The 22,392-nt window shown below is 64.1% G+C and carries 22 protein-coding genes; 11 read left to right on the forward strand and 11 right to left on the reverse strand.

Annotated elements, in window-relative coordinates; all coding sequences use genetic code 11:
- Positions 1 to 81: 81 nt before the first annotated feature.
- On the reverse strand, positions 82 to 426 hold the full coding sequence (locus CAF92_RS22190; RefSeq protein WP_046616113.1) for a pilin assembly protein: 345 nt from the start codon (positions 424 to 426) through the stop codon (positions 82 to 84).
- Positions 427 to 625: 199 nt separating this feature from the next.
- Between CAF92_RS22190 and ppc the strand changes: the two genes are divergently transcribed.
- From ppc to CAF92_RS22225, 7 genes are all read left to right on the forward strand, one after another.
- Complete coding sequence (gene ppc / locus CAF92_RS22195) at positions 626 to 3,253, forward strand: phosphoenolpyruvate carboxylase (RefSeq protein ID WP_085601949.1); 2,628 nt, start codon at positions 626 to 628, stop codon at positions 3,251 to 3,253.
- Positions 3,254 to 3,510: 257 nt separating this feature from the next.
- Positions 3,511 to 4,161 carry an adenylate kinase gene (gene adk, locus CAF92_RS22200; RefSeq protein WP_085601950.1) on the forward strand — a complete coding sequence of 217 codons (651 nt, stop codon included), beginning with the start codon at positions 3,511 to 3,513 and terminating at the stop codon, positions 4,159 to 4,161.
- Positions 4,162 to 4,303: 142 nt separating this feature from the next.
- Positions 4,304 to 4,978 (forward strand): tRNA (adenosine(37)-N6)-threonylcarbamoyltransferase complex dimerization subunit type 1 TsaB, encoded by a 675-nt coding sequence (gene tsaB / locus CAF92_RS22205; protein ID WP_085601951.1) that lies wholly within the window; start codon positions 4,304 to 4,306, stop codon positions 4,976 to 4,978.
- Between the two features lie 131 nt (positions 4,979 to 5,109).
- Positions 5,110 to 5,400, forward strand: a complete 291-nt coding sequence (locus tag CAF92_RS22210) for a hypothetical protein (RefSeq protein ID WP_085601952.1) — start codon at positions 5,110 to 5,112, stop codon at positions 5,398 to 5,400.
- Positions 5,401 to 5,403: 3 nt separating this feature from the next.
- Positions 5,404 to 6,273 (forward strand): DUF72 domain-containing protein, encoded by an 870-nt coding sequence (locus tag CAF92_RS22215; RefSeq protein WP_085601953.1) that lies wholly within the window; start codon positions 5,404 to 5,406, stop codon positions 6,271 to 6,273.
- Between the two features lie 28 nt (positions 6,274 to 6,301).
- Entirely contained in the window at positions 6,302 to 7,135 is an 834-nt protein-coding gene (locus CAF92_RS22220) for an oxaloacetate decarboxylase (RefSeq protein WP_046616119.1), read from the forward strand.
- The gene (locus CAF92_RS22225; RefSeq protein WP_085601954.1) at positions 7,132 to 7,821 is read left to right on the forward strand and encodes an extensin family protein; all 690 of its coding nucleotides are present in this window, start codon (positions 7,132 to 7,134) and stop codon (positions 7,819 to 7,821) included. Before CAF92_RS22220 ends, CAF92_RS22225 begins: the two co-directional genes overlap by 4 nt.
- Positions 7,822 to 7,833: 12 nt before the next feature.
- Here CAF92_RS22225 and CAF92_RS22230 read toward each other — a convergent pair whose 3' ends face one another.
- Entirely contained in the window at positions 7,834 to 8,454 is a 621-nt protein-coding gene (locus tag CAF92_RS22230; RefSeq protein WP_085601955.1) for an energy transducer TonB, read from the reverse strand.
- Between the two features lie 103 nt (positions 8,455 to 8,557).
- Here CAF92_RS22230 and CAF92_RS22235 point away from each other — a divergent pair, with 103 nt between their 5' ends.
- On the forward strand, positions 8,558 to 9,334 hold the full coding sequence (locus CAF92_RS22235; protein ID WP_046616122.1) for a class I SAM-dependent methyltransferase: 777 nt from the start codon (positions 8,558 to 8,560) through the stop codon (positions 9,332 to 9,334).
- Between the two features lie 152 nt (positions 9,335 to 9,486).
- Here CAF92_RS22235 and CAF92_RS22245 read toward each other — a convergent pair whose 3' ends face one another.
- The gene (locus tag CAF92_RS22245; RefSeq protein ID WP_085601957.1) at positions 9,487 to 10,128 is read right to left on the reverse strand and encodes a TetR/AcrR family transcriptional regulator; all 642 of its coding nucleotides are present in this window, start codon (positions 10,126 to 10,128) and stop codon (positions 9,487 to 9,489) included.
- A gap of 175 nt (positions 10,129 to 10,303) precedes the next feature.
- Here CAF92_RS22245 and CAF92_RS22250 point away from each other — a divergent pair, with 175 nt between their 5' ends.
- Together CAF92_RS22250 and CAF92_RS22255 are read left to right on the forward strand one after the other, a co-directional pair.
- Positions 10,304 to 11,404, forward strand: a complete 1,101-nt coding sequence (locus tag CAF92_RS22250; RefSeq protein WP_085601958.1) for an efflux RND transporter periplasmic adaptor subunit — start codon at positions 10,304 to 10,306, stop codon at positions 11,402 to 11,404.
- Positions 11,405 to 11,410: 6 nt separating this feature from the next.
- Positions 11,411 to 14,476 carry an efflux RND transporter permease subunit gene (locus CAF92_RS22255; protein WP_085601959.1) on the forward strand — a complete coding sequence of 1,022 codons (3,066 nt, stop codon included), beginning with the start codon at positions 11,411 to 11,413 and terminating at the stop codon, positions 14,474 to 14,476.
- A gap of 127 nt (positions 14,477 to 14,603) precedes the next feature.
- Here CAF92_RS22255 and CAF92_RS22260 read toward each other — a convergent pair whose 3' ends face one another.
- From CAF92_RS22260 to plsB, 4 genes are all read right to left on the reverse strand, one after another.
- Positions 14,604 to 15,293 carry a DUF4197 domain-containing protein gene (locus CAF92_RS22260; protein ID WP_046616127.1) on the reverse strand — a complete coding sequence of 230 codons (690 nt, stop codon included), beginning with the start codon at positions 15,291 to 15,293 and terminating at the stop codon, positions 14,604 to 14,606.
- 33 nt (positions 15,294 to 15,326) lie between these two features.
- Positions 15,327 to 15,725, reverse strand: coding sequence for a YbaY family lipoprotein (locus tag CAF92_RS22265; RefSeq protein WP_085601960.1), 399 nt, complete (start codon positions 15,723 to 15,725; stop codon positions 15,327 to 15,329).
- Between the two features lie 223 nt (positions 15,726 to 15,948).
- Positions 15,949 to 16,287, reverse strand: a complete 339-nt coding sequence (locus CAF92_RS22270) for a YbaY family lipoprotein (RefSeq protein ID WP_085601961.1) — start codon at positions 16,285 to 16,287, stop codon at positions 15,949 to 15,951.
- An 81-nt stretch (positions 16,288 to 16,368) separates the two neighbouring features.
- Positions 16,369 to 18,855, reverse strand: a complete 2,487-nt coding sequence (gene plsB / locus CAF92_RS22275; RefSeq protein ID WP_085601962.1) for a glycerol-3-phosphate 1-O-acyltransferase PlsB — start codon at positions 18,853 to 18,855, stop codon at positions 16,369 to 16,371.
- A 231-nt stretch (positions 18,856 to 19,086) separates the two neighbouring features.
- Here plsB and CAF92_RS22280 point away from each other — a divergent pair, with 231 nt between their 5' ends.
- Positions 19,087 to 19,296 carry a cold-shock protein gene (locus CAF92_RS22280; protein WP_003252255.1) on the forward strand — a complete coding sequence of 70 codons (210 nt, stop codon included), beginning with the start codon at positions 19,087 to 19,089 and terminating at the stop codon, positions 19,294 to 19,296.
- A gap of 122 nt (positions 19,297 to 19,418) precedes the next feature.
- On the opposite strand, the gene CAF92_RS22285 is transcribed toward CAF92_RS22280, so the two are convergent.
- From CAF92_RS22285 to CAF92_RS22300, 4 genes are all read right to left on the reverse strand, one after another.
- Entirely contained in the window at positions 19,419 to 19,793 is a 375-nt protein-coding gene (locus tag CAF92_RS22285) for a hypothetical protein (RefSeq protein WP_003257701.1), read from the reverse strand.
- Between the two features lie 17 nt (positions 19,794 to 19,810).
- Positions 19,811 to 20,623: a putative RNA methyltransferase gene (locus tag CAF92_RS22290; protein WP_085601963.1), complete on the reverse strand. Its 813-nt coding sequence runs from the start codon at positions 20,621 to 20,623 to the stop codon at positions 19,811 to 19,813.
- On the reverse strand, positions 20,623 to 21,774 hold the full coding sequence (gene dapE / locus CAF92_RS22295) for a succinyl-diaminopimelate desuccinylase (RefSeq protein WP_085601964.1): 1,152 nt from the start codon (positions 21,772 to 21,774) through the stop codon (positions 20,623 to 20,625). Before dapE ends, CAF92_RS22290 begins: the two co-directional genes overlap by 1 nt.
- Before the next feature lie 248 nt (positions 21,775 to 22,022).
- Positions 22,023 to 22,301, reverse strand: coding sequence for a hypothetical protein (locus tag CAF92_RS22300; RefSeq protein ID WP_046616131.1), 279 nt, complete (start codon positions 22,299 to 22,301; stop codon positions 22,023 to 22,025).
- Positions 22,302 to 22,392: the final 91 nt, after the last annotated feature.

Raw genomic sequence — 22,392 nt, forward strand, 5'->3', positions numbered from 1 at the left:
GGTCAGTGCGATTCGCCCGGAACTTTCGCGGGGCGTAGCGGTATTCCGGGCCTTTGCCAGGCCCGGAGCGGGGGCGGCGGGTTACTTCTGGCTGTCGGCTGCTGGGTTGCTCAGGGCGTGCAGATGCTGTCGCGAAAGCGACAGAAAGCGCGGAGTAGGGCCGATGTCCTCGTACAGCGGGTCGCCCTCCTCGTCGGTGGCGATGACCTGGCGGCCTTGCACATAGGGGAAGCTGGCTTCCAGTTCCTCGAGGGCTGCCGCGACCAGCTCACCGAGAAGTTCCTCGGCGGTGCGCTTGGGGTACATGTCGATCAGCGCGGCCAGGCGCGCTTCGGACTCAAGGTCCAGGTGCAGGACATGGCCCGTGGGGCTGAGGGTACCGGCGGCATTCTGTTCCCAGTGCCTGGCGAGTTCACGGATTTTCATGATGACCTCTGTTGACGCCTGAAAGGGCTGCATTGCATGGGAGTGTCGTGCTTTCACTTTAGTTTGCTTTGGCCGATCACGGCTTGCCATCGGCGCCGGGCTGTGGGCACTCTTGGTGCGAATACCGCGCGCCCTTGTGGGAGCGGGTAAAGGCTGAAAAGGAATGCAATGCGCCAGAGCCGCGCCGGAGAGAGGGCCAATGACCGATATCGATGTGCGTTTGCGTGAAGATGTCCATGTGTTGGGTGAGCTGCTCGGCGATACCATTCGCCAGCAGCATGGCGAGGCGTTCCTGCAGAAGATCGAGGACATCCGCCACAGTGCCAAGGCCGACCGCCGCAGCGCTGGCGAGCAACTGAGCTCGACCCTGGCGGACTTGGCCGATGAAGACTTGCTACCCGTGGCCAGGGCCTTCAACCAGTTCCTCAACCTGGCCAACATGGCCGAGCAATACCAACTGATCCGCCGCCGAGACGCCGACCAGCCCGAGCCGTTCGAGGCACGGGTGCTGCCCGAGCTGCTGGCGCGCCTGAAGCAGGCCGGGCACAGCAATGATGCCCTGGCACGGCAATTGGCCAAGCTCGACATCCAGCTGGTGCTCACCGCTCACCCCACCGAGGTGGCCCGCCGCACCCTGATCCAGAAGTACGACGCCATCGCCGGCCAACTGGCTACCCAGGACCACCGCGATCTGACACCGACCGAACGCGAGCAGGTGCGCGAGCGCCTGCGCCGGTTGATCGCCGAGGCCTGGCACACCGAAGAAATCCGCCGCACCCGACCGACGCCGGTGGACGAAGCCAAGTGGGGCTTTGCGGTGATCGAGCATTCGCTGTGGCACGCCATCCCCAGCCACTTGCGCAAGGTCGACAAGGCCTTGCTGGAAGCTACCGGCCTGCGCCTGCCGCTGGAGGCGGCGCCGATCCGCTTCGCCTCGTGGATGGGCGGTGACCGTGATGGCAACCCCAACGTGACCGCAGCTGTCACCCGCGAAGTTCTGCTGCTGGCGCGCTGGATGGCTGCCGACCTGTTCCTGCGCGACATCGATGCGCTGGCCTCCGAATTGTCCATGCAGCAGGCCGACGATGCCCTGCGCGAGCGGGTCGGCGACAGTGCAGAACCCTACCGTTCCCTGCTCAAGCAACTGCGCGATCGCCTGCGGGCAACGCGCGCCTGGGCGCATTCGGCATTGACCAGCAGCCAGCCGGCCAGCGCCGAGGTGCTGGTGGACAACCGCGACCTGATCGCGCCGCTGGAGCTGTGCTACCAGTCACTGCACGCCTGCGGCATGGGTGTGATCGCCGAAGGCCCGTTGCTCGATTGCCTGCGCCGCGCCGTGACCTTCGGCCTGTTCCTGGGCCGCCTGGATGTGCGCCAGGACGCCGCCCGCCACCGTGATGCGTTGAGTGAGATTACCGACTACCTGGGCCTGGGGCGTTATGCCGACTGGGATGAAGAGCAGCGCATCGAGTTTCTCCAGGCCGAGCTGAAAAACCGCCGGCCACTGCTGCCCGCGCACTTCAAGCCGCAGGCCGATACCGCCGAGGTACTGGCCACCTGCCGGGAAATTGCCGCCGCGCCGGCCGCCTCGCTGGGCTCTTACGTCATCTCCATGGCCGGTGCTGCCTCGGATGTGCTGGCGGTGCAGCTGCTGCTGAAGGAGGCCGGCCTGACTCGGCCCATGCGGGTGGTGCCGCTATTCGAGACCCTGGCCGATCTCGACAATGCCGGCCCGGTGATGCAGCGCCTGCTCGGCCTGCCAGGCTACCGCGCCAACCTGCGCGGTCCGCAGGAGGTGATGATCGGTTACTCCGACTCGGCCAAGGACGCTGGTACCACGGCAGCGGCCTGGGCGCAGTACCGGGCCCAGGAAGACCTGGTGCGTATCTGCGCCGAGCACCAGGTCGAGCTGCTGCTGTTCCACGGCCGTGGCGGCACGGTAGGCCGCGGCGGCGGCCCGGCCCACGCTGCAATCCTGTCGCAGCCACCGGGTTCGGTGGCGGGGCGGTTCCGTACAACCGAGCAGGGCGAGATGATCCGTTTCAAGTTCGGCTTGCCGGGCATCGCCGAGCAGAACCTGAACCTGTACCTGGCCGCCGTGCTCGAAGCTACCCTGTTACCACCGCCACCACCGCAGCCGGCCTGGCGCGAAGTGATGGACCAGCTGGCCGCCGATGGCGTCAAGGCCTACCGCAGCGTGGTGCGGGAGAACCCCGATTTTGTCGAGTACTTCCGCCAGTCCACCCCGGAGCAGGAGCTGGGGCGCCTGCCGCTGGGCAGCCGCCCGGCCAAGCGCCGCGCCGGTGGTATCGAAAGCCTGCGGGCCATCCCGTGGATCTTCGGCTGGACCCAGACCCGCCTGATGCTGCCAGCCTGGCTTGGCTGGGAAACGGCATTGAACAATGCCCTGGCCCGTGGCCAGGGTGAACTGCTGGCGCAGATGCGCGAGCAATGGCCGTTCTTCCGCACCCGCATAGACATGCTCGAGATGGTGCTGGCCAAGGCCGATGCACAGATCGCCGAGGCCTACGACGAACGTCTAGTGCAACCGCACCTGCTGCCATTGGGTGCGCACCTGCGCGACCTATTGTCGCAGTCGTGCAAGGTGGTACTTGGCCTTACCGGGCAGCCGGTGCTACTGGCGCACAGCCCCGAGACGCTGGAATTCATCAGCCTGCGCAACACCTACCTGGACCCGTTGCACCGCCTGCAGGCCGAGTTGCTGGCCCGCTCGCGCAGCCGCGAAGCCGCTCTGGACAGCCCGTTGGAGCAGGCCTTGCTGGTGACTGTGGCGGGTATTGCAGCCGGCCTGCGCAACACCGGCTGAGTGCAGGCCCGGGGCGTCCTGGGCAGGTGCTGCGCAGGGCATGCAAGCGGGCGAAGAGGGTGGTTGCGCCGGGCGCAACCGCCTGCCAGGCCAGCCGTAGGTGGCGCATTCCTGCAACTTTGGGACGCTTGTCTGGCTGCCGAGCGCTGTGTATCTTGAGCAGCCTTCTGACCGATTTATGGTCATACCCGATTTTCCGGACTTGGCCCTGGTCGCCGAATCCATTGAATTTCATAAAAAAATTTGAGGAGCACGAGATGCGCGTAATTCTGCTGGGAGCTCCCGGGGCCGGTAAAGGTACTCAGGCAAAGTTCATCACCGAAAAGTTCGGTATTCCCCAGATTTCCACCGGTGACATGCTGCGTGCCGCCGTCAAGGCCGGTACCCCGCTGGGCCTGGAACTGAAGAAAGTCATGGATGCCGGCCAGCTGGTCTCCGACGAGTTGATCATCAGCCTGGTCAAGGAGCGCATCGCCCAGCCTGATTGCGCCAAGGGCTGCCTGTTCGACGGCTTCCCACGTACCATTCCGCAAGCCGAAGCCATGGTCGCTGCCGGTGTCGACATCGACGCCGTCGTGGAAATCGCCGTGGACGACGAGGAAATCGTCGGCCGCATGGCTGGCCGCCGCGTGCACCTGGCCTCGGGCCGCACCTACCACATTCAGTACAACCCGCCGAAAGTGGAAGGCAAGGACGACGAGACTGGTGAAGACCTGATCCAGCGCGATGACGACAAGGAAGAAACCGTTCGCCATCGCCTGTCGGTCTACCACAGCCAGACCAAGCCGCTGGTGGACTTCTACCAGAAGCTGTCGGCCTCCAATGGCGGCAAGCCGAAGTACAGCCACATCGAAGGCGTCGGCTCGGTCGAAGCCATCACCGCCAAGGTCCTGGCAGCCCTGAGCTGATCCAGAGCCCGACGCACCTCGACAACGGCCCGCTTGCGGGCCGTTGTCGTTTGTGGGGCCGCACAGCGGCCCCTTGCGGACACAACGCCGCTGCTGTTCTATACTGCCGCTCTTTTTCCCCTAGTACCTGGATACCCGTTCGATGACCACCCTGCTGGCCCTGGATACCGCTACCGAAGCCTGTTCCGTCGCACTGCTGCATGGCGGCAAGGTAACCAGCCATTACGAGGTGATCCCGCGCATGCATGCCCAGAAGCTGCTGCCGATGATCAAGCAGCTGCTGGCCGAGGCCGGTGTGGCGCTGAATGCGCTGGATGCCATCGCCTTTGGCCGTGGCCCGGGCGCGTTCACTGGCGTGCGTATTGCCATCGGTGTGGTCCAGGGCTTGGCCTTTGCCCTGGAGCGCCCGGTTTTGCCGGTGTCCAACCTGGCCGCACTGGCCCAGGGCGCGCTGCGCGAACAGGGTGTGCAGCAAGTGGCGGCCGCCATTGATGCGCGCATGGATGAAGTGTATTGGGGCTGCTACCAGGCCACCGAAGGTGAAATGCGCCTGGTCGGCCAGGAGGCTGTGCTGCCGCCCGAGCAGGTGGCGCTGCCGGCGGGCAGCGCTGGCGAGTGGTTCGGCGCCGGTACCGGTTGGGGTTATGCCGAGCGCCTGGCAGTGCAAGTGGCCGCCAGAAATGCCAGTGCCTTGCCCAACGCCCTGGACATCCTCAGCCTGGCCAGCTTTGCCTGGGCGCGCGGCGAGGCGATCGCTGCCGAACAGGCGCAACCGGTCTACTTGCGCGATAATGTAGCGACACCCAAGAAGCGCTGAGTGTTATTCGTCGGTTATCGCCGATGACACTAAAACCTTTTGCGCGATCTGTGGTCCAGTTATCACTCGAGCATTAGCGATGGAACCCTGATGCTGCTAAATTGCCATCATTGGTTCTGAGTGCTCATGCCATGCGTATCGACGGTTTCTCACCGCAGTCCTACCCGATCAAGCGCAGTTCGCGCAAAGCAGCGGTGCGTGACGAGACCATCGATGATGCCGAGGTGATCGAGGAGGTCGATACCGCCCCTCAGGAAGCCACCGCCCGCCGTCGCAGCGGTGGCCTGCCAGCCCGCCAGCAGGACATGATTTTCCCCCGCGCACGTGACCGGCGCACGGCTACCGCATTGGCCAGCTACCTGAGCACCGCCGGTTTTACCGACTGGGACATGGAAGTACTGGGGCTTGACCTGTACATTTAGTGGATGAGTCCATCACCACTGCCTTATTTTCTCGGTTGCCCGTCATGGAGCGAAAACGCCTGGCGCGACTACCTGTATCCCGCCGATGCCAACAGCAGTGAAATGCTCGGCTATTACAGCCAGGTGTTCAACGCCGTCGAGGGCAATACCACTTTCTATGCACGTCCTGCACCCGGCACCATTGTGCGCTGGGCGCAGATCATGCCCGAACACTTTCGCTTCACTGCCAAGTTCCCCCGGGACATCAGCCATGAAGGCGACCTGCGCGATCAGCTGGAACCGGCCTTTGACTTCACCCGCCTGATGGCCCCGCTTGGTCAGCGCGTAGCGCCGTACTGGCTGCAGTTGCCGGCCCAGTTCAGCCCCGCACGGCTGGGCGAACTCTGCCACTTCCTTGACGAAGTCGGAGTGCCGGTGGCCGTGGAGGTGCGCAACCAGGCCTTCTTCGCCAAGGGTGAAGAAGAACGGTTGCTCAACCGCCTGCTGCATGAGCGAGGCGTGGAACGTATCTGCCTCGACCCGCGCGCCTTGTTCAGCTGCACCTCTCGTGACCCCGCCGTGCTGCATGCGCAGGCGAAGAAGCCCAAGGTACCGCCACGCCCGGCAGCCTTCAGCCAGCACCCCCAGGTGCGCTTCATCGGCCACCCGCAGCTGGAGGCCAACGAGGCCTTTCTTGCCCCTTGGGTGGACAAGATCGCCGCCTGGATCGAGGAAGGCCGCAACCCCTACATCTTCCTGCACACCTCGGACAATCGCCTGGCCGCGGCACTGGCCCAGCGCTTTCACCAACGCCTGATGCAGCGCCTGCCGGGCCTTGCCGCGTTGCCGGAATTGCCGCGCACCCCCGAGGTCGAACAACTGGGGCTACTCTGACCTTTCCCTGACTGCCGGAGGTTGAACCATGGATGTGCAAACCCTGCGAGCCGAAGCCTTCAAGGCCTTGCACGAGCGTGACAGCGCCTTCGTCATCCCCAACCCGTGGGATGCCGGCTCGGCCAAGTTGCTGGCCAGCCTGGGCTTCGAGGCGCTGGCCACCACCAGTGCCGGCCTGGCTTTCAGCCTGGGCCGGCCGGACGCCGAAGGCGCCTTGAGCCTGGACGATACCCTCGATAATGCTGGCGAGATCGTCGACGCCACCCCGTTGCCGGTGGCCGCTGACCTGGAGAACGGCTTTGGCGACCTGCCCGAGGATTGCGGCCAGACCATTCTGCGGGCTGCCGAAGTTGGCTTGGTGGGTGGCTCTATCGAGGATGCCAGTGGTCGCAGCGATACGCCGATCTATGATTTCGGGCTGGCAGTAGAGCGTGTGCGCGCAGCAGTTCAGGCGGCACGCAGCCTGCCGTTCCCGTTCACCCTTTGCGCCCGGGCAGAGAACCTGCTGCACGGGCGCATGGACCTGGACGACACCATCCTGCGTCTGCAGGCCTATGCCGAGGCCGGTGCCGATGTGCTCTACGCGCCCGGGCTGCGTACTGTCGAGGAAATCCGCGCGGTGGTGCAGGCCGTCGCGCCACGGCCGGTGAATGTGCTGATGGGCATGGCGGGCGTGCCGCTGAGCGTCAACCAGTTGCAAGACCTGGGTGTACGTCGCATCAGCGTCGGCTCATCGCTTGCCCGTGCCGCGTTGGGGGCCTTCCACCGGGCTGCGCTGGAGATTCGCGATGAGGGCACCTTCGGCTACGGTGAGCAGGCGCTGCCGTTCGCCCAACTCAACGAGCTGTTCCACCGCCGATGAGGGCGGTGCTGGCGTTGCTGGTCTGCCTGTCGTTGTTTGCGGGGCTGGCCTGGCACCTGGGTTGGCGTCTGCCCGCCGCATGGAGCCCTTGGGCGCCGCTGGATGTGCGTCAGCCACCCAACCTGTTGACTACCTACAAACTGTCCCGCCTTCGCGATGACCCGGCACTCTGTCGCCTGGCGCTTCAAACCAGCCAGCTGCGCTACCGGGCACAAGCCGACAGCTCGGCTGCTGCCAACTGCCCATTGCGGAACGTATGGCGTATCGAAGGTGGTCAGGCGCGGCTCGGCGGCAGCTTTCTGGCCAGTTGTCCGTTGGCGGTGGCGTACGCACTGTTCGAAAGACATGGTCTGCAGCCTGCGGCGCAACGGGTGTTTGGGCAGCCGGTGGCACAGGTAGACCATCTGGGCAGTTTTGCCTGCCGCAATGTCTACCACCGCAAGCAGGGCAGGCTGAGCCAGCACGCCACGGCCGATGCCTTGGACATCAGTGGCTTTCGCCTGCGAGACGGCCAGCGCGTTGTCCTTGCGCGGGACTGGCAGGCGGGTGGGCAGAAAGCGGAATTCCTTCGTCAGGTGCAGCAGGCAGCCTGTGACAGCTTCAGCACGGTACTGGGGCCGGACTACAACGCTGCACACCACAACCACTTTCATGTGGACATGGGCCGCTGGCAGATCTGTCGCTGAGCGTGGGCACGTTCAGGCGTGGGCGCGCACGTTGTTCAGCACCACCGGGCGTGCCCAGTGGATGTCGAACTCCAGATCGGTCTGCTGCTTGGCCAGGGTGGCGTCATCGAACGGCTCGGGGGCCGGGTCCAGCAGATTGGTCTCGAACTCGGCGATCGGCAGGAACAGCGAACGCGGGATAGGGCCGGGGCCGGGTTCGGCAATGGGGTGACCTTGGCTCATCACCACCGGGCGTAGCCAGCTGTTGCTGATATCGAGCTGACGCTGCTGCTCGATCAGCTCGGCTGCGCTGAACGGCTCGGGGGCAGGCGGCAGCAGATTGGCTTCGAGCTCTGCCTTGGGCAGAAACAGTGGCTCGGGCGGTGCCACCTCGGTGTCGTGTACCGGGCAGGCACGCTGGGCGTCGATCAGGGCCAGTGCACGGGCGCCGCCGATCGGCTCGCCGCTGCTCTGGTCGTATTGCACGAACGACTGGCTGACGCTGTCTACGGGCTCTTCCTGCTGCTCGGCCATGGCCCGGGCAAAGAAATCCTGCCAAAGGTGGCTGACGCCCCCCAGTGCCTGGGTGTTGTGCTGACTGTAGTTGCCGACAGGCGACAGGTAGGTCAAGCCGATGGGAAGAGTATCTGACATGGCAGTCGCGCGCGTTGTGCTCTGGCAGAATAGCGGGATATTGCCTGTATCGGCCGAAGTAGCCGATACATTAACGGCTGGGTTCAATTTCTAGGTGTGAATGATGGAAGAGCAGGGCACAGGTATCCGGGTCGAGGCGCTGTCGGCTGAATTCGAGGCGCAAGCCGCTGCGTGGGCGCAGCGCCTGGGGTTGCCGCTGCAGGACGATGCTGCCGGGTTTGCCGTGCAGGTTGGTGTCGATGGCTTGCAGATCCAGCAATTGGGACCGCAGGCCCCGGGGCCGGTGCGGGTGGACTTTGTCGAAGGTCAGGCCGCGCACCGGCGCCTGTTCGGTGGTGGCAACGGGCAGATGATCGCCAAGGCGGTGGGCATTGCCCAAGGCGTGCGTCCGCAGGTGCTGGATGCCACTGCCGGGCTGGGCAAGGACGCGTTCGTGCTGGCCAGCCTTGGCTGCCAGATGACCCTGATCGAACGCCAGCCGCTGATTGCCGCGCTGCTGGAGGATGGCCTGGCGCGGGCGCGGTCGGATGAAGAGGTGGGGCCGATCGTCGGGCGCATGCGCCTGCTTGCCGGCAACGCCATCGAGCGCATGCGCGCCTGGGAGGGCGAGGCACCCCAGGTGATCTACCTCGATCCGATGTTCCCGCACCGGGACAAGAGTGCGCTGGTGAAGAAGGAAATGCGTGTGTTCCGGCCCTTGGTGGGGGATGACCTGGATGCCCCGGCCCTGCTCGAAGCCGCCCTGGCGCTGGCCAGCCACCGGGTGGTGGTGAAGCGGCCGCGCAAGGCGCCGATCATCGACGGGCCGAAGCCGAGCCATAGCCTGGAGGGCAAGTCGAGCCGGTATGACATTTACCCGAAGAAGGCCCTCAAGGCCTGAGCTGAGAGCTTCGGTATCCTGTAGGAGCGGCCTTGTGTCGCGAAAGGGCCGCAAAGCGGCCCCGGCAATTTATGCATCTGCGCTGAAACCCTGGGGCTGCTTTGCAGCCCTTTCGCGACACAAGGCCGCTCCTACAAAGGCCCGCATAGGCTTCAGGGGCGGAACGCCCGCAGGAACACCCCAACCACCTCGCGCACATGCACCTCGGCCTCATCCCCCTCCAGCGGCCCCGCGCATCCCAGCAGCAACCGGTAATCCGGTGCGCCCTTGACCAGGCAGAAGAAGTGCTCCGCCGCACGCAGCGGGTTGTCGATGCGCAGCAGCCCGCGCTCGTGCGCCCCGCGCAGCAAAGCTTCCATCCCCGCCAGCACGCGCTTGGGCCCGGCTTCGTAGAAGTACTCGCCAAAGCTCGGGTCCAGGCTGCCCTGGGCCATGATCAGGCGGCTGAGCTTGACCGCTTCATCGCTGCTGATCAGCGCCTGGAAGCCACGGGCAATGGTCAGCAGCACCTCTTCCACCGGCGCCCCCTCGGGGTACTCGAACAGCAGGTCGGGCAACTGGATCTGGCAGGTTGCCATGACCGCCGAGCAGAACAGCGTCTGCTTGTCGGTGAAGTGGCTGTATACGGTGAGCTTTGAAACACCTGCCGCCGCAGCGACCGCATCCATGCTGGTGTTGGCGTAGCCAAGGCTGAGGAACAGGGCCTTGGCTGCTTCGAGAATCGCCTCGCGTTTGGCCAGATCCTTGGGCCGGCCCGGGCCGATGGGGGCGTCGTTGGACATCGTGGTCTGCATCTGGTTGAAGATTCGCTCATCTTACCGGCTCAGACGCCATTCGGGTGAAACCGCTCCCACAACGCTCAATCACTGCTCTGCAAAAAACGGTACATACCCTTCCCGGCACCCACTGCCTCATTTAATATACTTGTCAGTATAAATATTCGATGTGCTCTCTGGGAAAGGATTCATCATGTTGCGCCATGCCTTGTCCATCGCTCTGTCCGCCGCTGCCGTGCTGTTGCTGGCGGCGTGCGGCCAGGAAGCCGCCCCACCTGCTGCGCCGCGCCCGGCGTTGGTAGTGCAGCCGCAGCCGGCCGAAGCCGCTGCCGACAGTTACCCCGGCGAAGTGCGGGCGCGCTTCGAGCCGGAACTGGCTTTCCGCATTGGCGGCAAGGTCAGCAAACGCCTGGTCGAGGAAGGGCAGCGGGTCAAGGCCGACCAGCCGCTGGCCGAGCTGGACCCGCAGGATGTGCGCCTGCAACTGGAAGCCAACCGTGCCCAGCTGGCCGCCGCCGAGGCCAACCTGTCGCTGGTGCGCGCCGAGCGCGATCGCTACCAGAAGCTGCTGGACCGGCAGATGGTCAGCCATTCCCAGTTCGATAACGCCGAAAACCTCTACCGCGCCGGCCTGGCCCGGCTGAAACAGGCCAAGGCCGAGTTCGACGTGGCTGGCAACCAGGCTGAATATGCTGTGCTGCGCGCACCCCAGGCCGGAGTGATCGCCAAGCGCCAGGTGGAAGTGGGCCAGGTGGTCGCCGCGGGGCAGACTGTGTTCACCCTGGCCGCCGATGGCGAACGGGAAGTGGCTATCGGCCTGCCGGAGCAGCAGTTCGCCCGCTTCGCCGTGGGCCAGCCGGTGAGCGTCGAGTTGTGGTCGCACCCGCAAGAGCGCTTCCAGGGGCGCATCCGCGAGTTGTCACCGGCCGCCGACCCGCGTTCGCGCACCTTCGCTGCCCGCATCGCCTTTACCACGGCTGCCACGCCGGCAGAGCTGGGCCAGAGCGCCCGGGTGTTCATCGCCCACGAAGGGCAGATCCCGCTGGCGGTGCCGCTGTCGGCAGTCACTGCGGAAAACGGCCAGGCCTACGTCTGGCGGGTCAACAAGGAAAGCCGCCTGGAGCGGGCCGTAGTGCGCCTGGGGCCCTACGGCGCCGACAGCGTACCCGTGCTTGAAGGCCTCGCCCCCGACGACTGGGTTGTCGCCGCAGGTGGCCATGTATTGCGCGAGGGCCAGGAGATACGCCCCGTGGACCGTACCAATCGCGTAGTGAACCTGACGGCCAAGGAGTAAGTCCCGATGGGTTTCAACCTTTCTGCCTGGGCGCTGCGCAACCGCCAGCTCGTCCTGTTCCTGATGATCCTGCTGGCGGCCATTGGCGCCATGTCCTACACCAAGCTCGGCCAGAGCGAGGACCCACCGTTCACCTTCAAGGCCATGGTCATCCGTACCCTGTGGCCCGGTGCCACCGCTGAGGAAGTGTCCCGCCAGGTCACCGAGCGCATCGAAAAGAAGCTGATGGAAACCGGCGAGTACGAGCGAATCGTCTCGTTCTCCCGCCCGGGCGAATCGCAGGTCACCTTCATGGCCCGCGACTCGCTGCATTCCAAGGACATTCCCGAGCTGTGGTACCAGATCCGCAAGAAGGTCGCCGACATCCGCCACACCTTGCCGCCGGAGATCCAGGGCCCGTTTTTCAATGACGAGTTCGGCACCACCTTCGGCAATATCTATGCGCTGACGGGGGAGGGCTTCGACTACGCGGTGCTCAAGGACTATGCCGACCGTATCCAGATCCAGTTGCAGCGGGTCAAGGATGTGGGCAAGGTCGAGCTGATCGGCCTGCAGGACGAGAAAATCTGGATCGAGCTGTCCAACCTCAAGCTGGCCACCCTCGGCGTGCCGCTGGAGGCCGTGCAGCAGGCCCTGCAGGAGCAGAATGCGGTCAGCACCGCTGGCTTCTTCGAAATGCCCAGCGAGCGCCTGCAACTGCGGGTGAGCGGGCGCTTCGACAGCGTCGAGCAGATTCGCCAGTTCCCCATCCGCGTGGGTGACCGCACCTTCCGTATCGGCGATGTGGCCGAGGTGCACCGCGGCTTCAACGACCCGCCCGCACCGCGCATGCGCTTCATGGGCGAGGATGCCATTGGCCTGGCGGTTTCGATGAAGGATGGCGGCGACATCCTGGTGCTGGGCAAGGCATTGGAAAGCGAGTTCGAGCGCCTGGCGCGCAGCCTGCCAGCCGGCATGGAGCTGCGCAAGGTCTCGGACCAGCCGGCAGCGGTCAAGGCTGGTGTGGGCGAGTTTGTCCAGGTGCTGGTCGAGGCGCTGGTCATCGTGCTGCTGGTGAGCTTCTTCTCGCTGGGCCTGCGCACGGGGCTGGTGGTGGCGCTGGCCATCCCGCTGGTGCTGGCCATGACCTTCGCCGCCATGCACTACTTCGGCATCGGCCTGCACAAGATCTCCCTTGGCGCGCTGGTGCTGGCCCTGGGCTTGTTGGTCGATGACGCGATCATTGCCGTGGAAATGATGGCGATCAAGATGGAGCAGGGCTACGACCGCCTCAAGGCGGCCAGCTACGCCTGGAGCAGCACCGCCTTCCCGATGCTCACCGGCACCCTGATCACGGCGGCGGGGTTCCTGCCCATTGCCACAGCAGCCTCCAGTACGGGCGAATACACCCGTTCGATCTTCCAGGTAGTGACCATTGCCTTGCTGACCTCCTGGGTGGCTGCCGTGGTATTCGTGCCTTACCTGGGTGAGCGCCTGCTGCCGGACCTGGCCAAGCTGCATGGCGCGCGCCATGGCAAGGATGGCCACGCGCCAGACCCTTACGCCACACCGTTCTACCAGCGTGTACGGCGGGTGGTCGAATGGTGCGTGCGGCGGCGCAAGACGGTGATCCTGCTGACCGTTGCCGCCTTTGTCGGCAGTATCCTGTTGTTCCGCTTCGTGCCCCAGCAATTTTTCCCGGCCTCCGGGCGCCCGGAACTGATGGTCGACCTGAAACTGGCCGAGGGTGCCTCGCTGGCCAACACCGCCGAGCGGGTCAAGCAACTTGAGGTGTTGCTCAAGCAGCAGGAGGGTATCGACAACTACGTGGCCTACGTGGGCACCGGTTCCCCGCGTTTCTACCTGCCGCTGGACCAGCAGCTGCCGGCGGCCAGCTTCGCCCAGTTCGTGGTACTGGCCAAGTCGATGGAAGACCGCGAGCGCCTGCGCAGCTGGCTGATCAGCACCGTGGACCAGCAGTTCCCCGACCTGCGTGCCCGGGTCACCCGCCTGGAAAACGGCCCGCCCGTGGGTTATCCGGTGCAGTTCCGGGTGACTGGCGAGCACATCGAGAAGGCGCGTGCGCTGGCCCGCGAAGTGGCCGACAAGGTGCGCCAGAACCCGCATGTGGTGAACGTGCACCTGGACTGGGAAGAGCCGAGCAAGGCGGTGTTCCTCGAGATCGATCAGGACCGCGCCCGCGCCTTGGGCGTGAGCACCGCTCACCTGTCGAACTTCCTGCAAAGCTCGCTGACCGGCACCACGGTCAGCCAGTACCGCGAGGACAACGAGCTGATCGAGATCCTGCTGCGCGGCACCCGGCAGGAACGCAGCGAGCTGGGCAACCTCGGCAGCCTGGCGCTGCCGACCGACAATGGCCAGAGCGTGGCGCTGTCGCAGGTTGCGACCCTGGAGTACGGCTTCGAAGAAGGCATCATCTGGCACCGTAACCGTTTGCCGACGGTGACCGTGCGCGCCGATATCTACGACAAGGAGCAGCCGGCGACGCTGGTGAAACAGATAGAACCGACCCTGCGTGACATTCGTGCCAAGCTGCCGGATGGTTATTTGCTGGAAGTGGGCGGCACGGTCGAGGACTCCGAGCGTGGGCAGAAGTCGGTGAATGCCGGCATGCCGCTGTTCGTGGTGGTGGTGCTGAGCTTGCTGATGATCCAGCTGCGCAGCTTCTCGCGCACGGTGATGGTGTTCCTCACTGCGCCGCTGGGGCTGATTGGCGTGACCTTGTTCTTGCTGGTATTCCGCCAGCCGTTCGGCTTTGTCGCCATGCTTGGCACCATTGCCCTGGCGGGGATGATCATGCGCAACTCGGTGATTCTGGTGGACCAGATCGAGCAGGACATCGCGGCGGGGCTGGATCGCTGGCAAGCGATCATCGAAGCCACGGTGCGGCGCTTCCGCCCGATCGTGCTGACCGCACTGGCAGCGGTGCTGGCGATGATTCCGTTGTCGCGCAGTGTGTTCTACGGGCCGATGGCGGTGGCGATCATGGGCGGGTTGATCGTGGCCACGGTGCTGACCCTGCTGTTCCTGCCGGCGTTGTATGCGGCGTGGTTCAGGGTGAAGAAGGGCTGAAGACCGCAGGGGAGGGCTTTGCCCTCCTATCGCGACACAAGGCCGCTCCTACAAAGGTCCTGCATTCGCCGATCAATGTAGGAGCGGCCTTGTGTCGCGATGGGCTGCAAAGCAGCCCCCAGGGCCCTCAGAGGGCGCCGAAGACCTTCTTGGCCAGGCTGGTAGCCGCTTCGGCCGGGTTCTGGCGAATGCTCTGCTCCTGCTTGGCAATCATCTCGAACAGGCCATCCAGTGCCTTTTCAGTCACGTAGTTCTCGATGCTGGCGCTCTTGGCATCGACCACACCCAACGCCACGGCCTGCCCGGCAAAGTTGTTGTACTGCTGAGCCAGGCCAACCTTGTCGGTAGCCTGCTTGACGATTGGCAGGAACTTGGCGCGGATCTGCTCGCGGCTGCTCTTGTTCAGGTACTGGGTAGCCGAGTCGTCACCGCCGGCGAGGATGCCTTTGGCATCGGTCACACTCATGTTCTTCACGGCATCCACCAGAATCGCCTGGGCCTGCGGCACGGCAGCCTCGGCGGCCTTGTTCATGCTGGTTTCCAGGGCTTCGACCTGTTCACCCTTGCCGAACATCTTCATCGCCTTGGCGGCCTTGCCCAGGTTGCCTGGCAGTTCGATGCGCACGTCAGGGTTGTTGCTGAACCCACCCGGGGTGCTCAGCTGCTTGACGGCCAGTTGTGCGCCTTGGGTCAGGGCATCCTTCAGGCCGCCGGTGGCGTCCTTTTGGGTCAGGTCGCCCAGCGACAGGGCCAGGGCACTGGCCGATAGCAGCAGGCCGGCACACAGGGTGGTGAAACGCAGGGAAGTGCGGATCATGAAGCTTTCCTTGTAAACAGATGAATACGGGTATCAGCGGACTGGATCGACCTTGATCCGCACGGGCTGTGGGTCACTGCCGTCAAGCATGACGCCGTGGTGTTCGGTGTTGATGAACAGCAGCTTGCCGTCCAGCTCGATGCGCGCGCTTACCGCATAGCGGTGGCCGGGCTTGATCTGGGCTGGGTCGTAGGTGAGGTGGAATGGCAGCGGTACGTTGCCTTTGACCGGGCCGGCCTGGCGGGCCAGGGTAACCGCCGGGGCGTCCATCAGCGAGACGTCCTGCAGCTCCACGCTGAGGGTGGCGGCAGGTGGCAGGGCGCTGCGCTGCAGGTAGAAGACTTCGCCATCCAGGCTGGCCTGGTTGGACGGGGTGTGGCTGGAACAGGCTGCGAGCAAGGATGCGCAACACAGCATAAAGAGCTTTTTCATGGTATCTCCGAAGTCCTTGGCGTTGGCTTGTGGCCAACTCCAGGGACTTTAGCGGATTTCTTCTGGCGGGTCCTTGATGAAGATACGACAAAGAGAGGGGTGAGCAACGCGAAGCGCAATATTCAGCTACGGCGCGGTGGTCGCAGGCCGACTGCATCCAGTTTGCTTGAAACGGTCAGGCCGCCCTGTGCAGTCCACAGGGTGGCACCGACAGGTGAGTGTTTCAGGTGGCAACCGGGTCGACAGTTACCCGTTGTGTACCCGATACAGTGGCTGGTTCTATCGAGTGACGGCTGGTGTTGATGTAGCGCAGTTTGCCGTCTACCTCGATGCGCACGGCGAGGGCATAGCTGCGGTTTGGGTCGATAATGCTGGTATCGAAAGTCAGCGGCAGATTGATCGGCATCAGGCCGCCACAACGCAGGCGCAGCTCGGCAAGGCTGATGGAGCGTGCATCTGCTTTGGTGATATCGATCAGCCTCAATTCAACCAGTCCGGATGGCGCAAGCGTGTTATCGCCTGAGGAAACGATTTCAACGTCCAGCGTCTTCATTTGAGTCATGTTGGTGCTCCTTGAGAGGGATGGGCTTGAAGTAGCGCCGTGATCCTGATCCCTCCCAAGGGCCGAGAGCAGCCTGAAAAACTACCTTTGCATGACCTCTGCAGGCTCATCTCGGTGCAATGCCACCTGGCGGATCGACAGGCGCAGTTCCGCCGACAGCACGCGCTTGGCCACGCCTTCGGCCAGCTCGCCGAGCTTGTCGTGATAACCCAGCTTGCCCTGGGCATCTGCATGCAGCACGCCTTGCTCGAGCAGGGTCTGGATGAAGTGGCGGAACAGGGTCTTGTCGAAGAACTCCGGGGCGTTCAGGCCGTGCAGGATCGACAGGCGCTGGGCCATCATCACGCACAGGTCTTCCAGTTCTTCGGCGCTGAGGCTGTTCTGCCCGCTGTTCAGCAGCAGCGAGGTGGCCATGTAGAAACGCTGCAGGGTCTGGGTGATGGTGCGGGCGAGCAGGGCCAGCAACACGAACTGCCGCGAACTGGGTGCCGGGCGAATGTAGGTGTCGTTGTCCTGGCGCAGCAGCCCTTGCTCGACCAGCGCGGCCAGCCACTGGTCAATCACCTCATCCAGTTGCTCCGGCGACCAGCGCAGGAACAGTTCGGCCTGCAGGTAAGGGTACAGCGCGTGCACATACTGGCCCAGCAGTTCGCGGCTCATGCGCGAGCTGCTGAGGAAGAAGCTCGCCAGCAGCGCCGGCAGGGCGAAGATGTGCAGCACGTTGTTACGGTAATAGGTCATCAGTACCGCGTTGCCTTCATCCAGGTACAGGATGCGACCCAAGGCGTCCTTCTGCTCGGCCACCAGGTTCATCCCGCGCACGTGTTCGATCAGCGCCTGGCCGTCGCCATCCGGCAGGGTGGTGTGCGGCGAGTAGGGCACCTGGCGCAGCAAGGTCAGGTACAGGTCGAGCACGCGGGTCAAGGCGCGCTCGTCCAGGGCCAGGCGGCTGGTGGACAGCAGAGCCAGGGCCACCAGGTTGACCGGGTTGATCGCGGCCGCCTCGTTGAGGTGACGAGCCACGGTTTCGCCCAGGCGGGCGGTGGTTGCATTGAGCCAGGCCGGGCGGTACTGCGGGCCGTGATCCTGTTCACGCCAGCCGGGCTGTTGCTGGTCGAGGAAGCCGGCCAGGCGGATCGGCTCGCCGAAGTTCACGTATACCTGGCCAAAGCGCTGTTTTAGCGCGCCAAATACCTTGAAGATATCGAAGATCGACTCTTTCTTCTTGCTGGCACCGCGCAGTTCGCCCAGGTAGGTGCGGCCTTCGAGCACGCGCTCGTAGCCGATGTACACCGGCACGAACACGATCGGCGTGCGCGACGAACGCAGGAAGCTGCGCAGGGTAATGGCCAGCATCCCGGTGCGCGGCTGCAGCATGCGCCCGGTGCGCGAGCGGCCGCCTTCGACGAAGTACTCCACCGGGAAGCCCTTGGTGTACAGGGTATGCAGGTACTCGTTGAACACCGCGGTGTACAGCGGGTTGCCCTTGAACGTGCGGCGCATGAAGAAGGCACCGCCACGACGCAACAGGTTACCCACCAGTGGCATGTTGAGGTTGATGCCCGCGGCCACGTGCGGTGGTGTCAGGCCGTTGCGGAACAGCAGGTACGACAGCAGCAGGTAGTCGATATGGCTGCGGTGGCACGGCACATAGATTACTTCGTGGCCGGGTGCGATGCCTTGCACCTGCTCGATATGGTTGACCTTGATGCCGTCGTAGATCTTGTTCCAGAACCAGCTCAGCACCACTTCGAGGAAGCGGATCGCGGTGTAGGTGTAGTCCGAGGCAATCTCGTTGCCATAGCGCAGGGCCTGGGCTTCGGCCTTGGCCAGCGGCAGGTTTTCGCGCTGCGCCTCATCGACGATGGCCTGGCGCACCTGGGGCGCGTGGATCAGGCCTTTGACCAGGTTGCGACGGTGCGAGATGTCCGGGCCGATGACGGCGGTTTTCAGGTTGCGAAAGTGCACGCGCATCAGGCGCTGGGCCATACGTACGGTGCGTTCGTGGCCCTTGTTGTGCTGTACCAGTTCGCGCAGGTGGATGGGCGCGGAGAACTGCACCCGCGTCTTGCGCCCGAGGATCAGCACGGTCAGCAGCCGGCGCAGGCGCCCGGTAACCGCCCAGCTGTCGGCGAACAGCAACTTCCACGGGCTGGATTCACTTGCCGGGGTCTGGCCCCAGAACACACTGACCGGAATGATCTGCGCATCCTCTTCGGCATGCTGGCTGACGGCGGCGACCAGGCGCTCCAGGGTAGGCGGGGCACCGCGCTTGTCGTGGCGGCCGAGCCAGTCCGGGTCCGGGGTCAGGTAGAAGAATGCCGCCGGCTCCTGCAGCGGGCCGACCGCCACCGGTAGCACCGGGCGCGGCAGACCTGCCTTGGTGCATTCGTGGTCGAGCACGGCCAGGTCGGTGAGCGCGGGCGAGGGCAGGGCATAGAACACCGGGCGGCTGCGGTCGAGCTTGAGGGTGAGGGAGGACTGGTTGATGGTCTCGGAGCGCACCCACAGGTACAACAGGCGACGCAGGGCGCCGAAGATCAGGCGGCGCAGGGGGGAACGGGTCATGGGGTGTGTGCCCTGGGAGTGATTTTCAGGTGGGTATCCAGCCAATTAGTCTGCCGTATCCGCGCAAGTTCAGCAAAAATCGCCGAACGGCGCGACGGTCATCAAATTTTTTTGTTCTGTGTCATATACTCGGCCTGCCACTTGCAAGATATTTGCGCAAGCGGCGTCGACACAGGGAGGGACTCTGTGTCTGCAAGGCGATCTTCACAATAAAAATCCGGAGTAGTTCAGATGTCGTCTCGTGAGACTGGGAATGTAAAGTGGTTCAACGATGCCAAGGGTTATGGCTTCATTCAGCGCGAAGGTGGTGCGGATGTATTCGTCCACTATCGGGCGATCCGCGGTGAGGGGCATCGTACCCTGGTCGAAGGTCAGCGGGTGGAATACGCCTGCGTGCAGGGCCAGAAAGGCCTGCAAGCCGAGGACGTAGTGGGCCTCTGAGCCTCATGCTGTAAGGCTTGTTGTGGGAGCTGGCTTGCCGGCGATCACCGGCGAAGCCGATGCCAGGCACCGTGTTGCCTGCATCGCCGGCAAGCCGGGCTCCCGCAACGAATGCAGTGCATTCATGTACGCCAGGTGATTTCCTCTTCACCGTCGGCGCTGATGCGGACCCAACGGTCGGCATCTTCTTCCCCATCTTCCTCCACCCAGCCACCTGGCGCGCAGCGCACTTCCACGCCCAGTGCGGCAAATGCGGCGCGGGCGCAGGCGACGTCATCGGCCCACGGCGTCTGGTCGCTTTCCAGGTACAGGCTGTTCCATTTCCCTACAGCCTTGGGTAGCCAGGTGACCGGAATGTTACCGGCCTGGCATTTGAAGGTATGGCCTTTCTGCTTCCATTCGCTGCATGGGCCGATTGCCTGGGCGAGCCACTCGGCAATCTGTTTGTGGTCGACGTCGGCGTCCTTCAGGTAGATCTCGATATCAGGTTGGCGCATAAGGGCTCCGGGTGTGCTCAGTCTTGGCGCACGAAATAGTCATAACGCATGGAAACCGTGACCTCGAACGGATCGGGCTGGTCGATTACCCGGGCACGTTTTTCGGCACTGGCACGCCAGCCGTGCGGGGTCATGGCCAGCAGGTCGGCGCGGGCCTTGGGCGCGGCCAGGCTCAGGCGGAACTCCAGGGTTTCGCTGTGGGCATGGGCCATGCCTTCGGGCACCAGGGCCAAGTGTTTGTCGTCGGCGTAAGGGCGTACTTCATCGTAGAGCACTTCGCGCAGTTCCATCAGGTGGCCGCTGGTGGGGCCGACCCGCATCAGGCCGCCGCCGGGGCTGAGCAGGCGCTTGGCCTCGGCCCAGTCCAGCGGGCTGAACACGCTGGCGATGAACTGGCAGCTGGCGTCGGCAAGCGGCACGCGGGCCATGCTGGCGACCATCCAGGTAACTTCGGGTGCGCGGCGGCAGGCACGCTTGACTGCCTCACGGGAGATGTCCAGGGCATAGCCGTCGGCAGCCGGCAGGGCTTGGGCGATTTGCGCAGTGTAGTAACCCTCGCCGCAGCCGATGTCCAGCCAGGCTCCGGGCTGGCGCTCGGCGGCCAGTTCGGCCAGGCGGCGCGCCACCGGCGCATAGTGGCCGGCGTCGAGGAAATCGCGGCGGGCTTCGACCATGGCCTGGTTGTCACCCGGGTCGCGGCTGTTCTTGTGCTGCACCGGCAGCAGGTTCAGGTAACCCTGGCGGGCCCGGTCGAAGCGGTGGCCGGCCGGGCACACCACACCGTTGTCGAGCCGGCTCAGTGGTGCCTGGCAAAGAGGGCAGGCGAGCATCAGGCGAGCAACCGGACCAGGGTCTGGTAATAGATTTCGGTCAGCAGATCAAGGTCGCTTGCCAGGATCCGTTCATCCACCTGGTGGATGGTGGCGTTGACCGGGCCGAGCTCGACCACCTGGGTGCCCATGGTGGCGATGAAGCGGCCATCGGAGGTACCGCCGCTGGTCGACGGCTGGGTGTCACGGCCGGTGACGCCCTTGATGCTGGCCGAGACGGCGTCCAGCAATTCGCCCGGCTCGGTGAGGAACGGCAGGCCCGACAGCGCCCAGTCGATCGACCAGTCCAGTTCATGCTTGTCGAGGATCGCCGACACCCGCGCCTGCAGGCCTTCGACGGTGGACTCGGTGGAGAAGCGGAAGTTGAACAGTGCGGTCAGCTCGCCTGGGACCACGTTGGTGGCGCCGGTGCCGGAGTTGAGGTTGGAGATCTGGAAGCTGGTCGGCGGGAAGAACGCATTGCCTTCATCCCAGTGCTCGGCCGCCAGTTCCGCCAGGGCCGGTGCGGCCAGGTGGATCGGATTGCGCGCCAGGTGCGGGTAGGCCACATGGCCCTGCTTGCCGCGTACGGTCAGCTTGGCGCCCAGCGAGCCACGGCGGCCGTTCTTGACCACGTCACCCAGCAGGGTGGTGCTGGAGGGTTCGCCGACGATGCACCAGTCCAGGCGCTCGTTGCGTGCTTTCAGGCGCTCGACCACGGCCTTGGTGCCATGGTGGGCCGGGCCTTCCTCGTCGCTGGTGATCAGGAACGCGACCTTGCCGCGGTGCCCCGGGTAGTCCTGCACGAAGCGCTCGCTGGCAATAACCATGGAGGCCAGGCTGCCTTTCATGTCGGCGGCGCCACGGCCGCAGAGCATGCCGTCGGCGTCGATCAGCGCTTCGAACGGCTCATGTTGCCATTGCTGCACCGGGCCGGTGGGGACCACGTCGGTGTGGCCGGCAAAGCACAGCACCGGGCCATCCTGGCTGCCGTGGGTGGCCCAGAAGTTGTCGACGTCCTCGAAGCGCATCGGCTCGAGCTGGAAGCCCACGGCGCCCAGGCGGTTCATCATCTGCGCCTGGCAGTCGGCGTCGACGGGGGTGACCGAGGGGCGGCGGATCAGGTCGCAGGCCAGTTGAAGGGTAGGCGAGAGCTCGGTAGGGGCCGTCATGGGGGACTCCGGGGCAAGGCAAGGCGGGGAAATCTGAGGGGCGTTATCTTATATCAAATGGATGTAAAAGGTACGACCGGATTGGCCTAGGTGATGGCGCAACGTTTTCAGTGGCATGTGCAACGTTTGTTATTGGCTAAACACCCTTCACCCAGTTGCATATGAATGGCGCCATGTGCGGGTATCAGAAAGGCTTGTTTTTACCTGTGACAGCGGCAGTTATCCTGCTGATAACTGCCGCTGTTTCTTTAGAGTTGGTTAATGCCGAGGCTGGTAATTGTAATGTTCCTGCCGCCACTGTCGGCATTTTCTGCCCACATATTTACATAGGTTGTTTCATCATTGATTTTTTCGCGAGCCATTAGCATGAGAGGTACCAGCACTTCACTGATTTCAGTTTCGTAGGTTGTTTCGTTCGTATTTATCGTGCACCGAAGGCTGTCTTTTCGTTGGTTCAAGTAGCTAAAGCTGATGCGGGTTGGTTCAATTTTGAAAGAGTTTTCTGTTGGACGCTGCTGGCACATCATTGTTCACTCCTGGTAATTAACTTAGAGCGTTCAGCTTAGGAGTTCCCCTGTTTGTCAACAACTATAAGAGTTGCCAGGATACGTGGGCGCG

Source organism: Pseudomonas sp. B10(2017) (genome assembly GCF_002113295.1).
GTDB lineage: Bacteria > Pseudomonadota > Gammaproteobacteria > Pseudomonadales > Pseudomonadaceae > Aquipseudomonas > Aquipseudomonas pudica.

What these genes read in the sequence shown, in the direction of transcription:
- CAF92_RS22190 (WP_046616113.1), bottom strand. Translation starts at nt 426, where the DNA reads ATGAAAATCCGTGAACTCGCCAGGCACTGGGAACAGAATGCCGCCGGT.
- ppc (WP_085601949.1), top strand. Translation starts at nt 626, where the DNA reads ATGACCGATATCGATGTGCGTTTGCGTGAAGATGTCCATGTGTTGGGT.
- adk (WP_085601950.1), top strand. Translation starts at nt 3,511, where the DNA reads ATGCGCGTAATTCTGCTGGGAGCTCCCGGGGCCGGTAAAGGTACTCAG.
- tsaB (WP_085601951.1), top strand. Translation starts at nt 4,304, where the DNA reads ATGACCACCCTGCTGGCCCTGGATACCGCTACCGAAGCCTGTTCCGTC.
- CAF92_RS22210 (WP_085601952.1), top strand. Translation starts at nt 5,110, where the DNA reads ATGCGTATCGACGGTTTCTCACCGCAGTCCTACCCGATCAAGCGCAGT.
- CAF92_RS22215 (WP_085601953.1), top strand. Translation starts at nt 5,404, where the DNA reads ATGAGTCCATCACCACTGCCTTATTTTCTCGGTTGCCCGTCATGGAGC.
- CAF92_RS22220 (WP_046616119.1), top strand. Translation starts at nt 6,302, where the DNA reads ATGGATGTGCAAACCCTGCGAGCCGAAGCCTTCAAGGCCTTGCACGAG.
- CAF92_RS22225 (WP_085601954.1), top strand. Translation starts at nt 7,132, where the DNA reads ATGAGGGCGGTGCTGGCGTTGCTGGTCTGCCTGTCGTTGTTTGCGGGG.
- CAF92_RS22230 (WP_085601955.1), bottom strand. Translation starts at nt 8,454, where the DNA reads ATGTCAGATACTCTTCCCATCGGCTTGACCTACCTGTCGCCTGTCGGC.
- CAF92_RS22235 (WP_046616122.1), top strand. Translation starts at nt 8,558, where the DNA reads ATGGAAGAGCAGGGCACAGGTATCCGGGTCGAGGCGCTGTCGGCTGAA.
- CAF92_RS22245 (WP_085601957.1), bottom strand. Translation starts at nt 10,128, where the DNA reads ATGCAGACCACGATGTCCAACGACGCCCCCATCGGCCCGGGCCGGCCC.
- CAF92_RS22250 (WP_085601958.1), top strand. Translation starts at nt 10,304, where the DNA reads ATGTTGCGCCATGCCTTGTCCATCGCTCTGTCCGCCGCTGCCGTGCTG.
- CAF92_RS22255 (WP_085601959.1), top strand. Translation starts at nt 11,411, where the DNA reads ATGGGTTTCAACCTTTCTGCCTGGGCGCTGCGCAACCGCCAGCTCGTC.
- CAF92_RS22260 (WP_046616127.1), bottom strand. Translation starts at nt 15,293, where the DNA reads ATGATCCGCACTTCCCTGCGTTTCACCACCCTGTGTGCCGGCCTGCTG.
- CAF92_RS22265 (WP_085601960.1), bottom strand. Translation starts at nt 15,725, where the DNA reads ATGAAAAAGCTCTTTATGCTGTGTTGCGCATCCTTGCTCGCAGCCTGT.
- CAF92_RS22270 (WP_085601961.1), bottom strand. Translation starts at nt 16,287, where the DNA reads ATGACTCAAATGAAGACGCTGGACGTTGAAATCGTTTCCTCAGGCGAT.
- plsB (WP_085601962.1), bottom strand. Translation starts at nt 18,855, where the DNA reads ATGACCCGTTCCCCCCTGCGCCGCCTGATCTTCGGCGCCCTGCGTCGC.
- CAF92_RS22280 (WP_003252255.1), top strand. Translation starts at nt 19,087, where the DNA reads ATGTCGTCTCGTGAGACTGGGAATGTAAAGTGGTTCAACGATGCCAAG.
- CAF92_RS22285 (WP_003257701.1), bottom strand. Translation starts at nt 19,793, where the DNA reads ATGCGCCAACCTGATATCGAGATCTACCTGAAGGACGCCGACGTCGAC.
- CAF92_RS22290 (WP_085601963.1), bottom strand. Translation starts at nt 20,623, where the DNA reads ATGCTCGCCTGCCCTCTTTGCCAGGCACCACTGAGCCGGCTCGACAAC.
- dapE (WP_085601964.1), bottom strand. Translation starts at nt 21,774, where the DNA reads ATGACGGCCCCTACCGAGCTCTCGCCTACCCTTCAACTGGCCTGCGAC.
- CAF92_RS22300 (WP_046616131.1), bottom strand. Translation starts at nt 22,301, where the DNA reads ATGATGTGCCAGCAGCGTCCAACAGAAAACTCTTTCAAAATTGAACCA.